Below are 13,345 nucleotides of genomic sequence, written 5' to 3' on the forward strand. Positions count from 1 at the left end.
TCAATGGTAAAGATAATAAAGTATGCCCATAAAAAGAATCTCATTGCAAAATAGGAAATGACAATGCCGAGTATCAGCAAAAAACTTCTTGTCTGGAGCACAGCGGCCCTGCTGCTGGTCAACCTGGGGGCATGTAGTGATAAAGATCAGGCGCTTAAAAAAGCCGATAACTTTATCGCCAGCCAACAAATCGATAAAAGCCAGGATGACTGGAAAACCAAGCTAAAGCAGCCGGAAATGATGGAGTTCACCCAGGGCAAAAGTTACATCTGGGATCTGGAAACCAACCAGGGCAAGTTATCCATTAAACTCAACCCCGAAGTGGCGCCTATGCATGTCAGCAGCACCATCTATTTAACCCAGCTGGGTTTTTACGACGGCTTGACCTTTCACCGAGTGATCCCCGGATTTATGGCGCAAGGGGGCGATCCTTTAGGCAATGGCCGCGGTAACCCGGGTTATAAATACGACGGCGAATTCTCCGATACCGTTTCCCACGACAAGCCGGGCATTTTAAGCATGGCCAACGCCGGACCGGGTACCGACGGCAGCCAGTTTTTCATCACCTTTAAACCGACACCTTTCCTTGACGGCAAGCACACCATTTTTGGTGAAGTGATCGAAGGCTTAGACACCACCCTGGCAAAGCTGGAAAAATTAGGCAGCCGCCGCGGTAAACCTACCGAGCCGTTAATGATCAACAAGGCCAGTATCCGGGTACTGTAAACAATAAAAATAAACGTGAGCCTGCTGTTATCCTGGCGTTATAACAACAGGCTCTTTTTTCAACGTATGAAGCTCATCAGCTCGCCTCTCATCGAAAAAAGCTCAACAACGGGAAGATCCACTCATGAGCTACCAGAGCATAAGCGAACACTTAACAAAACTGGCCAACCCCGATATCGCCGCACACTCGCAGCGCTTTTTTAAAACCGCCAAGGGGGAATACGGTTATGGCGATAAATTTCTCGGCATCCGGGTTCCTGTGCTGCGCCAGCAGGTAAAACACTTTAAGAAAGTCCCCCTTAAGACGGCTGAACAGGTATTATCCTCCCCTTACCACGAAATCAGGCTGTTTGCCTTATTGCTGCTGGTTTACCGCTTCAAACGGGCAAACGAAGCTGAGCGCGAAGCCATTTACCAGCTTTATCTGAGCAATACCCAACATATTAATAACTGGGATCTGGTGGATACCTCCGCCCATGTCATTGTCGGCGGTTACCTGCTAAACCGGGATAAAACACCGCTAACACAACTGGCGCATTCGCAAGTGTTGTGGGAGCGCAGGATCGCCATCATTGCCACCTTGCACTTTATCAAATACCAACAATATCAGCCGACCCTGGCCATCGCCGAGATACTACTGAGTGACGATCACGACCTGATCCACAAAGCCGTAGGCTGGATGCTCAGAGAGCTGGGCAAACGAGACCTGCCCCTGGAACAAAAGTTTTTACAACAACATTACCAAAAAATGTCCAGGACCATGCTCAGGTATAGCATTGAAAAATTTCCCAAAGAACAGCGAGATAAATATTTGCATGGCCTTGTTTGAGCTAAAGCACAAATAAAGGATGAAATTTTACTCAGCTTTTAGCCACTACTGCCGATAACAAGCCATATCAACAGGAGTCCATCATGGCTATCCATACGCTTGCAGTATCCCAACAGCAGCAGTATCAGCACACCCAAACCAGTGGCCGTACCCTGAGCAGAACCGGGCCACAAACAGCGGCAACACCGCGGCCAACTCAGGAAGAAAGCGAAAGCCCCGGTCAACCCCAGACGATATCTGACGAGTTACCCGTTGCCATCAACAGCACCAGCCCGCCCCCCTCAGCAGAAACCATTTATGCCCGGCCACTCAGTCCTCGCCTGGAGTCGATCAAGCTTATTCTGGCCGCCTATTTTGGTAAAGAACTGGATCTGGAAGAGTACCTTTTTGATTTCGCCTCCCCACCGGATTCCGGGCAAGGCAATGCCCTGAACCCGGATCAGGCAATTAATGCCGCCAATAGCGGTGCTGACTTTGTGATGGTGGACAATCAAGTCTTCAGGGCTGGGGAACAGGTGCAGGTTGAAGAGTGGTTTACCCGGGAGCAAAGTTTAAGCTACCAAATGCAGGGACAATTCCAGCTTGATGACAAGCAAATATCCCTGAGTTATGAATTTAACATCAGCAGTGAAAGCACACGTTACCGCCGTTTTGCTACCCGGGCAGGTAATCTGCAAGATCCCCTGCTGGTACAGTTCGGCAACCAAAGCCTGGGACATATCGAAGGCGGTCAGGCATTTGATATCAATAGCGATAATACCCTGGATAAGCTACCGATATTTTCCGGTGATGTCGGTTACCTGGTCTTTGATCAAAATGCCAATGGCCGCGCCGATGACGGCAGCGAACTCTTTGGTCCTGCCAGCGGCAACGGTTTTCATGAATTGGCTGCCTTTGACAGCAACCAAAACGGTTTTATCGACCAAGACGATGAACATTTTGACCAATTGTATTTATGGCAACCCAAAGGAGAGAGCGAAGGAGAAGCTGAGCCGGGGGCACAACAGCGCTGGTTATCTCTGGAAGATGCCGGAATTGCGGCAATAAACCTGTCAGCCATCGACACTCCCTACAGCTTTTATGATGAGAATGATCAAGTAGAGGCACAAATGAGACGTTCGAGTTTTGCCATCGGTGAAAACGGCCGAGGTTATGGCGTGCACCAGGTAGATGTACGTATATAAAGCCTGCTCCTGTTCATCCTTCTCTTTATAAAAAGGAAAGCGCAGGATACATACCTCCATGTATAAACCCTGCTCCTGTTCATCCTGCTCTTTATAAAAAGAAAAGCGCAGGATAAATACCTCCATGTATAAAAAAGGAGCCTGAGTCCCTAAGACACAGGCTCCTTACCAGGAAATCAATTTAACAGCTAAAACTCCCTAAAAATAACGCTCCACCGTCAGCTGCAAGTGGTCGTCATCCTTTATGCTGTAAAGGGCATCAAAGGGGTCGTTGCTCTGATATAAACGTATATCCAGATTCACCTTATAATCTTCACCAAAACGCCGGGTGGCTTCCATAACAAAACTCACCGCATTATGTTCAAGATCAGCCCCCATACCAAAAAGGATCTCACTGCTTTGAACATCATTAAAGGCAAGTCGGCTGCCGATAAACAAATCATTTTGCATTGCCGCACCGGTCGACCTTAAGTCGGCTTCACCGCGAGAATCCCAACCGTATTCCAGCAATAAGCCGACATCAGCCACAGTATCCATCACCCCGACATAGGTATATTCAAAACCCGCCTGGGCAGCCCAGAAATTATCGGTTTCGGTATGACGGTAAATACTTTCAAACTTCCATAACCAGTCTTCTATGGTGGCCTGGACATCCAGCCCCAGCTGATCCATTTGCTGGTAATAGGGAGTCAGCTCGGTTTGGCCGCCTTCCCCGCTCTGACCTTGAGATAAGATGAACACTGGCTCACGATTGGTACCGTGAAACCAGTAGCTGCCGATATCAAAATTCCCCAGGGTATGGCTCCAGCGCACGGCAAAATCAAGGTGCTGCTGCCCGGCAGAGGATTCATATTCGGCATCGTCACCATTTATCACCACAGGGCCGCGTAAACGTCCGTCTTCTGAGGCGAAAGTACGCTCACGAAAGCCCGGCAACAGATAAAGATCTACTATGCCCCAGTCTTCCACCAGGGATAAGTTGACCATCAGCTGGCCAAGCTTGTCTTCACCGTCAACATCTTCAATGCTGTCACTCTGGTTGATAACATCCACCAGGTGCTGGAATTCAGTCACCCCCCAGAATTCTTTGCGGATCCCGGCCCTAAGCTCCCAGTCATCGCCGGCATGAATATAAGAGAACTCCCTGATATCACCGTGGCTGCGTTCATCATCCTGGTTATCTAACCGGTAATAGGGCTTAAAGGTCAGACTGTCGTCACCATTGTTCCAACTCCAGTAAAATTCCGGCTCGACAAATACCGAAAACTGGCTGTTGTCAAATTGCCCGCTATATTGACTGTCCTCAAGAAAATAACGGGCATCCATCCCCACCTTACCGCTAAGCTCAAATTCCTCGGCAAGCACGTTAGTGCTTGCCGCCAGAGTGAGTGATACCGCTGTGGCCGTCAGCCATTTAGCCGCCATATTAACGCACCCGTTTTAAAGAGTTTTTATTAAAGTCACCGTCGGTTAAACCGGTTTTAAAGGCATAGTTATCCCATTTCAACTCAGTACTTTTACCATTTTGGTGATTGACCATTTCCATGCTCTGGGCGCGCCAGTGCTTGTTCAGGTACTGCTGATAGCCCTTGTAGGTCAAGGTTTTTAACAGGGAATTTTTGCGATCATAAAAATCAATCTTTTGTATCAGATAGTCTTTTTTATCGATCCAGACGATACGGCGGGTATAACCTGAATTTTCATCCACCGGGAATTGCTCAACCTTGAAGCTGTCCAGGCCGTTGGCCATTTCATCCCCTAAATACTTGTAGGTGTATTTTTCAATTTCAAAAGAGCTTAAATCTTCAAAAGCAAATTCAGAGCCCATAAAAGGACCGGACTTGTTACGGGAAGAAATACGTTTGACCCGCTTTAATGCCGGCAGGTATAACCATTGGTCATCCGCTTCCACCGGGTGGGAGAAACTTAAAAACGCCGTGCCTTTAACATCCCGGGGTTTATTAAAAATGGTCAGACTCTTATCGCCGTCGTTGGCCACTTCCATGCTTCTCATCTTAATTTCCCGCACGCTTTCCTGTCCCTGCTTATTACGCAGCAACATCAACATATCTGCGGTGCTGTCACTCCAGCCGAGATCCCGCTCTTTAGATTCTTTAGAAATCGCCAGGCCCTGCTCTTGCGGGCTTTGTGCCTGAGCCATGCTGCTCAGCAGCGTTAAGGCTGTCGCGGCAAATACCGCGGCTATTTTATTTTTCTTTAACAAGGAATGAGTCAACATAATTTACTCCTGAACTTTTTTCGCTTTGGAATTATCAATCGCCATCAACAGCGGCGGTAAAAATAAGAAATCAACAACAAGGGCTATAAAGATGGTCGTTGCGGTTAACAAGCCCATATCGGCATTCATTTTAAAAGTTGATTGCGCCAGTACGCCAAACCCGGCCACCAGTACAAAAGTGGTGATCCATAAGGCACGGCCAACATTATCAAAGGCATAATGCACGGCTTTTTTACTGTCGAGATTTTTATCGCGACGGGCATGTAAATACTTACTTAAGAAATGTACGGTATCATCTACTACGATACCTAAGGTCATACCGATCACCACAGACATGCCAAGACCCACCTGGCCGTCGTAAAGCCCCCATAAACCAAAACCAACAGCGGCGGGGATCATGTTAGGCAATAAACTAATCGCGCCGTAACGCCAGCTGCGCAGGGCAATACCCAGCAGCACAGAAATCAATACCAGGGCCAGAGTAGTACCCAGCAACATGCTGAAAATATTACGCTGACCGATATGGGCAAACATCAGGCTCGGGCTGGCAACATCCATTTTATATTGGGGCGCATGCTCGGCAAACCAGGCATTAATTTCCCCTTCAAGGGTTACCAGCTCGTTGCTGGTCAGGTTTTTAAAGGTGGCAATAATACGGGTAGAAGACTTATCGACATCCAGCTGGTTATTAAGGTCCAGACCATATGGCAAGGACATTTCATATAACAGCAGGTATTGCGCCGACATTTCCTGGCTGTCCGGTAACTTATACCAGGTAGGATCGTCTGCGTGCATGTTTTTATTTAAGCGTTTTAAGGTATCGGTAATGGTATTAACATGATCGGTTACCGGCAACTGACGCAACCAGTCACTGAAATCGGAAATCGTCTGCAGGTATTCAGGATCGTTGATACCGCTTGGAGTCTGCGTTTGCACCGAAACTTCCATCAGCATCATGCCGGACAGGTTGTCCGACATAAAGTCGGTTGATGCCCGAAACGGCACGCTTTCATCAAAGTATTTAACAAAATCGTCGTTTAATTCATTGTTGGGAATAAAAAACGCTGAGGCAATAATGATGGCGCTGGTCAGCGGTAGTAATAACCGACGCTTGTTGATCACTAAGTCGGCAAGCGAGGCCATTTTATCTTTGCGGCCATTTTTCTGTTGTTTCACTTTCACCGGCAACACCGTCAGCAAGGCCGGGAAGATAGTCATAGAAAAAACAAAAGCCAGCATAACGCCAATGGCTACCAGGTTGCCCAAATCACGGAACGGCGGTGAATCGGAAAAGTTCATGCTTAAAAAGCCGATAGCCGTAGTGGCACTGGTTAAGAAAATCGGCTGCAGGTTAATGCGTAAACTCGTGGCAATGGCGCTGCGCTTATCCGCTCCCTGGCGCATCTCGTAAAACATAGAGGTAAGAATGTGGATACAGTCCGCCACTGCCAGTGTCAGGATCATGGTCGGTGCCGAAGAAGAAGGCCCGCTCAGATAAAAGCCCAACCAGCCGGCCAGGCCCATGGTCGTTACGATACTTACGGCGATAACCAGGATAGTGGCAAAGGTGCCGGTAATCGTTCTCAGTAAGAAACCGATAGTGATAATCACCACTAAAAACATCAGCGGGATCAGGGTCGCACTATCGTTAAGAGAAGCTTCGCCAAAGGCGCTGTTCATCATCACCATACCGGACAAATAAACTTCAGTGCCGGGGTTATCCGCCAGGAACTTGGCTTTGATCTCCCGGACAAAAGTTGCCACTTCCGGCACTTCTGTGATGGGATCTATGCCGGGTAGCTGTACGGTAACATTAACCACGGAAACATGGCCGCTGGGAGAAATGATCTTGTTGACCAGTAGAGGTTCGTTCAGGGCAACCTCCTTGATTTTCGCCAGTTTAGCCGGAGTTAACCTTTGCGGATTCATCACCAAATCTTCGACGATCATGTCGTCTTCTTCGGCGAAGGTATACTGAAAGTTAGTGACAGAGTCTACCCGGGTAGAATACGGCACCTGCCAGCTTTCTTTGGTCAGCTGTTTTAACGCCGCCAGATGCTCGGCAGTAAAAATACTATCCCCCTTAGGTACAACAATAAAAGAGACACTGTCGCTTTTACTGTAAACTTTTTGCATGGTTTCAAATGCCATCAGCTGGGGGTTTTCTTCCCCGAAAAATATCCGGTAGTCATTTTTAAAAACCAGCTTTTGAGCCCCGCCTGCCGCGGTAACCACCAATGCCAGACAAACTAAAATCACCCATATAGGATGTTTGCCGACAAAGCTGAAAAACTTCTCTTTCATTGCCCTCTCCATTGTGACGAATCGTCACTATACTCTGTAAAAAAAACGGCTTTTACACCGCGTTATTCTTTGTTTTTCACATGCAAGGCCTGTACGAATTTCGTACAAAATATTATCTTAACTCGTACCGCTTGTCATGTGAAAAATGTGATTAAAAATTAAGTTCACGCCCCAAGGCTTTTATCCTCGCCAGCTCTTCGCCGAAGACTTCTTCCAAAGCTTTTTTCAGACTGGCTTTATAATCTTTTTCAAAACTCAACGGCGCCCACTGCATGCCGTCGAGCAATAAGTTATGCTGGTTGAACAGCTCCCGCTCCACCACAAGCCCCATACGGCCACTGCATGACTCCAGCTCATCCGCCAGCAAAGAGATCACCCCGTATCCCAGCGACCAGTTGGAAAAACAAATCTGTTGCATATCCATATGAGGGGGTAAGGTAAAACTCTTGTCGGCAATGGCCTCTTCAATCAGGCCAAAAAAAATCCCCATCAGCTTCATTTCCAGTTGTTCCTGCTCTTGCACCCGCTTTTCCGTCGATTTCTCGTAGACATTCGGGCTTTTTGCACAAATAGCCGATTGAAACAGGGCTGGATGTAAAATGGCATAGATCAGATAAGAGAAGTTGATCAGCAACATACGTTCGCGGGCGCAGCCGGGATAACGGTAGGCCCGGAAAAATAAATCCGACATAATAGTGATGGCCTGGTTACCTATCGCCAGCAACAAGTCTTCTTTGCCGGTAAAGTGTTTATACACTGTGCCTTTGGAATAAGAGACTTCTGCCACCACCTTATCCATGGTGACATTAGCCACCCCGAGGCGGGCAATTAAGGCAATAGCCGCATCAATAATTTCTTGCTCTCGGGCCTGCAAGCTATGTTCATCTAATATTTTTGGTGCCATAAGGGATCGTTTACCATGTTGTCGTCAGTTTTAATTACCGAATTTTAAATGACGATTCGTCAGTGACGTTTCGTCGATAATAAATTCATGAGGAAATAATGTCAATCACGAGGTCATAAAAAAACAGCCCTATACCGCGCATTAAATTTTGCTTCACGGCTAATACATTGATTAATAAAAGTACTTTTTTAAGTGGTTTCTTCCCCCATTTAAAGTTGTCTTTTTCTTTCTGACGAAAATCCCCTTGCCCTTGCGTATCGGCGTTTTTCCCCGTATGCTACGCGGCTTTTTTGCAAACCGGAGAGGAAAAATGTTAGGTTTTGATTACGGTACTTCAAACTGCGCCCTGGGGATCATGTCGGGGGATAAGCCTGAGCTGATCTCATTAGCCGATCACGGCACCTATATGCCTTCCTCACTATATGCCCCCAGCAGGGAAGTGATAGTTAACTGGTTGCAGCAGCAGTTAAGCCCGGGTGCTAAAGCAGAATTTTCCGGTTTAAGGCGCTTCCAGTTACAAAGAGGCCAGAGCATGTTACGCGAGCTGGCACTGGATGATATTCCCGGCGATTTGTTTTTTGGCAAACAGGCGCTTGAGCGCTACCTCGAAGACCCGTCGGAAGGCTATTATATTAAGTCCCCTAAATCTTTCCTCGGCGCCAGCGGCCTCAAACCCCAGCAAATCGCCCTGTTCGAAGATATCGTCGCGGCGATGATGGCCCATGTTAAGCAGTTGGCGGAGCAGGCATTGCAGCAGGAGTTACACCAGGTGGTGATCGGCCGGCCGGTAAATTTCCAGGGATTAAAAGGTGAAGAAAGCAATAAACAGGCAATTGATGTACTCACCAATGCCGCCAAACGGGTCGGGTACCGGGATATAGAATTCCAGTTCGAACCCATTGCCGCCGGGTTTGAGTTTGAAGCTAGCCTTGAGCGGGAAACCCGGGTATTAGTGGTGGATATCGGCGGCGGTACTACCGACTGCTCTATGCAACTGATGGGCCCGCAGCTGATGCCAAGCCTGGACAGAAGTGTGCATTTACTCGGCCACAGCGGGCAACGTATCGGCGGAAATGATTTTGATATCCAGCTGGCGCTTAAAGGCATTATGCCACAGCTGGGCATGGACAGCTTACTTAAAAGTGGCAAGCCTATGCCGGTCAACAGCTACCGCGAAGCCGTGGCCATCAACAATATCAATGCCCAGACAGAATTTTACAGCGGAGCTAACGGCCGCTTCCTGCAACAGCTGAAACGTGACGCCGAGCAACCCGAGCTGGTCGAACACTTAATACAAGTACACCAGGAAAAACTCAGTTACCAGCTGGTCAACAGTGCCGAGCAGGCAAAAATTGCCCTGAGCGACAATGACAGCGGTAAAATTGCGCTGGACTATCTTAATAATCCCGCCAATAACCCAAGCGGAGATAAAACAGCTGATGTCAGCCGGTTACTGCTGCTCGACGCCGCCAAACGGGAATTAACCAGCATCAATGAGTTAATGCAAGACACCGTAAAACAGGCCGGTTGCCAGCCGGATGCCATTTTTGTTACCGGCGGTACGGCAAAGTCCCCGGTGCTAAGAGATCATTTACAAGCCCAATACCCCGACAGCCAGTTTATTATTGGAGATAATTTTGGCAGTGTGACCGCCGGCCTTACCCGCTGGTCCCAAAGAATATTTGCTTAAGGCCTGGGCCTGTTTAACAAAAAGCTTCCCTTTAGCAACTTATCGGGAAGCAAGTTTACGCTTTGCCACTACCCTTGCTGGCTGCACAGGCTATTCCTCTCTCCTACGCCGCCACCTTGTTAATAATCTGTTTTATATCAGTAAACAAAACAAGAATAGAAAACATGCTGTTTTTGTTTTTTTTCCACACAACTTTTACAATTACTAACATTTTCATAAACTTAATAGCTAGCATCTTTCGTACGAAACATTTAGTATGCGCCCGTCATTTTTAACACTGACAATGTCAAACTACAATCAGGAATGTTTTATGAAATTATTACCTATTGCCGCCTTATTATTAACCGGCACTTCCCTTTTAGCCAGCACCGGAGTCCACGCTGAGGATTACCAGTCTTTTTCTTCCGTTTCATACAGCGACTTAGATACCAAATATAACGACAGCGATGCTTTTTCCCTCAACAGCCGTTATTATTTCGACAAAAAGTCAACTTTAGGGCCGCTGGATGAGTTCGAATATATCAATAAAACCAGCAATGTATTTGGCAGCTTCACCGATACCGATTTCAGCAAAAATTTCACCTTAGGCGGCGAAGCCTTTATCGACAAGCTATTAGTCGGTGCGACATACCACTATAACGACTTTGATCATAGCGGTAGCGACGATACTTATAGCCTGACCTTAGGTTACTTGATCTCTGATGACTTTTTAATCAAAGTTGTTAAAGATGATAATAACGATGAATATCTGTTTTCTGCTTCATATAACCATCAGATTAATGACAGTGATTATATCGGTTTTACTTACTCTACCGATGACGATACTGATGTTCAGACCCTGGCAACAAAATACTTCACCGACTTGGGACAAGGCCGTTACCTGACAGCAGAAGTCTCTTTCAGTGATATTGACGATGCCGACAATGATCTGGCAGGCCGTGTGGAATATTTCTTCAACAGCCACACATCAATGGCAGCCAGCTACAATGACGACGACGACTACTCTGTCGGCGCCAAGCATTACTTCAACAAAAACTACGCCTTAGGCGCCAGCTACCAAAGCAATACCGACAGTGACATCGATTACGATCTGTACACTATCGACTTTACTGCTCAGTTTTAACAGTAAAGTAGTTAATGCTCACGCCGATATGGCGTAAAGAAAAAGCCAGTTATCCCGGATAACTGGCTTTATTAATGGACGGTTTTCCAACTTAAACTGGTCGCTTAGTTTTCACCGCCTGCCCGAATATAACTTCCCGGATTAACCCCGAGAAAATCCTTGCTTATCGGCGAATTCCACCGCCACAAGACTCAGAGCCGACAATCCTCATATAAGGCGTCACCGTGCCTGAAGTATAGCTACTATTAGTGCACTGGTTAACAACCCTCTCTCCGACAACCGTTGAATAACTGGCATCAGAATAAAAAGCAAATTCTAAAATAGAAAATGCGGCATAGGCATAAGAAGCGCCAAAAATGGTTGCACCGGTCAAGCCGATTGAAATAAGTTTTTTTAAAGATGTTTGCATAGGTTAACCCTTTTATTGTTTTTAACATTAACCAGGATTAGAAAACGAGGGCCCGGTCTTTCCGACCGAGTTCGCTACCACAACTCACCTGAAAATTAACATTAATATAACAACTCAACTTTGTAAACCTTCTATTTAGAGCAAACTATAAAAAAGCCAGTCCTGGATAAGACTGGCTAAATGCACAACAAGTGTTTATGCGTTTTAGTTAAAACTCATTGCCACCGCACATTTCCATACCAACAAGTCTTACATAAGAAGTGACTTGGCCACTCGAATAAGTGGTTCCACGACATTGGTTAACCACTTTTTCGCCAACAGGCGTTGAATAACTTGCATCAGAATAATAAACGAATTCTTTAATATAGCCGGAACTTGCTGCATAGGCATAAGAAGCTGCTGAAAGTGTAATACCTGTGAACGCGATGGCTGCAATTTTCTTTAAATTTGATTTCATTGTTATTCCTTTTATTTTTTAGAAAATTTAAAGGCTTGATTACTGTCAAACCTTTAAATCACCCTAATGTAGTTGCCAACCATTGTAAATGAAAATTACATTTTATTTACAATGTAAAAAACAGGAAGACAACTTATTATCTTTCTGTTCGCTGGAAAAAAACCTGCCTTACCTGCTCGACAATTTCTGGCGGTGTCTTCAGGCTAAAAGCCATGCAATTATCGGCAACCGTATCTGTATCCATCTCAAAAACCGGCGTCACCTGCTCAAAGTTATAACCTATGCCCTGTAACCTCATTTGCATGGTATGGCTGGATTCGATAATAAAATCCACCCTTTTCTCGATCAGCTTACGCAGATTAATGTCGTAGTTAGGGGTGATGTCCAGGTGCTGCTTTTCTTTGAAGCCATGCTCAAGCAAATATTGATAGCCATACTCTTCTTTGGTGATCCCTATGGTGTATTGCTTAAGATCTTCCAAAGTCTTGACCTTAATATCTTTTCGATTGGATAAAGCATAAAAATACATGGGATGTGTCGGCAATAACGGGCAAAGCCATTGAAATTTTGACTCCCGCTCCCTGGAGCGGTATATGGAATAGATCAAGACGTTCTTTTGCGTCAGCGCCATCTTATAGGCGCGTACCCAGGGATAAAGGTTAATGCGGTATTCAAGCCCGGCTTTATCCAGCACAGTGCGGACTTTCTCTGTCGCGATCCCGCCGACACTGCCATCGGGTAACAAGAAACTATAAGGGGGCCAGTCTTCGGTAACAACTTCAAGGGGTTCCTGGGCACAAGCGACTGAAATACATTGCAGGGAAAAAATCACTATAAAGGCGCTATTTTTTAACATTTATCCCCCGCTGGTGAAGCCGTATCATCAACCCAAATGCACAAGCAATTATTTATAACCTTATTTGTACCTGCCAACAAGAATAAAAATCGAGATAAGTGAAAATCAGGCTCCCTGACCCATCGCCTGGTTATAAGATGTTGAGGTGCCGGAATTTTTTGCATTGGCCAACTCAAGCAGCAGTTGCCCTAAATTCACCTGTTCACTGGTCATAAAAGATGATGGCTCCAGCTTATCTTTAGCCACTTTTTCCCCGGAAGGTTTGGGTAGCAAAGAAGTTTCACTGTTGTATTGCCACAGGCTGAGCGAAGGAAAATTAAATTGCTCAGAAATTTTAGAGGGATACAAAAGTACACTGGCAAAAACCAGCATACTGATCAATAAAATGGCCATAAGAGATTGATATGGGGAAAATTTTTCCGAAAGGTTGGCTCTGCTTTTTTTACTCTGATCATCAGTTTTGTCCATCTTTCCCCCCTCTTACATAAAACAAAAAATTAACAGCACAGCCTGTAAGATCGGGATGGTTCCAATCCACAGTAAAGAAAATAATAACACCCTGACGGGTACTTGTTAATATCCTGTAATGCCTTGTAATGTTTTGCATTAGATTAAAGGGGAATA

13 protein-coding genes are annotated in these 13,345 nt (G+C 46.2%); 5 read left to right on the forward strand and 8 right to left on the reverse strand.

The genetic code is table 11. From position 1 onward, the window contains the following. Positions 1–63: 63 nt before the first annotated feature. From QL234_RS23440 to QL234_RS23450, 3 genes are all read left to right on the forward strand, one after another. Positions 64–726: a peptidylprolyl isomerase gene (locus QL234_RS23440; protein ID WP_281560195.1), complete on the forward strand. Its 663-nt coding sequence runs from the start codon at positions 64–66 to the stop codon at positions 724–726. 124 nt (positions 727–850) lie between these two features. Continuing rightward, entirely contained in the window at positions 851–1,555 is a 705-nt protein-coding gene (locus QL234_RS23445) for a DNA alkylation repair protein (protein WP_281560196.1), read from the forward strand. Positions 1,556–1,638: 83 nt separating this feature from the next. After that, positions 1,639–2,739, forward strand: coding sequence for a hypothetical protein (locus tag QL234_RS23450; RefSeq protein WP_281560197.1), 1,101 nt, complete (start codon positions 1,639–1,641; stop codon positions 2,737–2,739). Between the two features lie 198 nt (positions 2,740–2,937). Here the strand turns inward: QL234_RS23450 and QL234_RS23455 are convergent, their stop codons facing one another. The 4 genes from QL234_RS23455 to QL234_RS23470 form a co-directional block, all read right to left on the reverse strand. Continuing rightward, positions 2,938–4,164, reverse strand: coding sequence for a hypothetical protein (locus tag QL234_RS23455; RefSeq protein ID WP_281560198.1), 1,227 nt, complete (start codon positions 4,162–4,164; stop codon positions 2,938–2,940). A 1-nt stretch (position 4,165) separates the two neighbouring features. Continuing rightward, positions 4,166–4,900, reverse strand: coding sequence for an outer membrane lipoprotein-sorting protein (locus tag QL234_RS23460; RefSeq protein WP_281560296.1), 735 nt, complete (start codon positions 4,898–4,900; stop codon positions 4,166–4,168). 81 nt (positions 4,901–4,981) lie between these two features. After that, entirely contained in the window at positions 4,982–7,282 is a 2,301-nt protein-coding gene (locus tag QL234_RS23465; protein WP_281560199.1) for an MMPL family transporter, read from the reverse strand. A gap of 151 nt (positions 7,283–7,433) precedes the next feature. Further along, positions 7,434–8,186: a TetR/AcrR family transcriptional regulator gene (locus tag QL234_RS23470; RefSeq protein WP_281560200.1), complete on the reverse strand. Its 753-nt coding sequence runs from the start codon at positions 8,184–8,186 to the stop codon at positions 7,434–7,436. A gap of 310 nt (positions 8,187–8,496) precedes the next feature. Between QL234_RS23470 and yegD the strand changes: the two genes are divergently transcribed. Beyond that, on the forward strand, positions 8,497–9,876 hold the full coding sequence (gene yegD, locus QL234_RS23475) for a molecular chaperone (protein ID WP_281560201.1): 1,380 nt from the start codon (positions 8,497–8,499) through the stop codon (positions 9,874–9,876). Between the two features lie 310 nt (positions 9,877–10,186). Then, positions 10,187–10,999: a putative porin gene (locus QL234_RS23480; protein WP_281560202.1), complete on the forward strand. Its 813-nt coding sequence runs from the start codon at positions 10,187–10,189 to the stop codon at positions 10,997–10,999. A 163-nt stretch (positions 11,000–11,162) separates the two neighbouring features. Here QL234_RS23480 and QL234_RS23485 read toward each other — a convergent pair whose 3' ends face one another. The 4 genes from QL234_RS23485 to QL234_RS23500 form a co-directional block, all read right to left on the reverse strand. Further along, the gene (locus tag QL234_RS23485; RefSeq protein WP_281560203.1) at positions 11,163–11,408 is read right to left on the reverse strand and encodes a DUF6289 family protein; all 246 of its coding nucleotides are present in this window, start codon (positions 11,406–11,408) and stop codon (positions 11,163–11,165) included. A gap of 208 nt (positions 11,409–11,616) precedes the next feature. Then, positions 11,617–11,865: a DUF6289 family protein gene (locus tag QL234_RS23490; protein WP_281560204.1), complete on the reverse strand. Its 249-nt coding sequence runs from the start codon at positions 11,863–11,865 to the stop codon at positions 11,617–11,619. Positions 11,866–12,001: 136 nt separating this feature from the next. Beyond that, positions 12,002–12,721 (reverse strand): transporter substrate-binding domain-containing protein, encoded by a 720-nt coding sequence (locus tag QL234_RS23495; RefSeq protein WP_281560205.1) that lies wholly within the window; start codon positions 12,719–12,721, stop codon positions 12,002–12,004. Between the two features lie 105 nt (positions 12,722–12,826). After that, positions 12,827–13,189, reverse strand: coding sequence for a hypothetical protein (locus QL234_RS23500; RefSeq protein WP_281560206.1), 363 nt, complete (start codon positions 13,187–13,189; stop codon positions 12,827–12,829). Positions 13,190–13,345 lie beyond the last annotated feature (156 nt).

The organism is Thalassomonas sp. RHCl1, assembly GCF_947387555.1.
Classification (GTDB): Bacteria; Pseudomonadota; Gammaproteobacteria; order Enterobacterales; family Alteromonadaceae; genus Thalassomonas.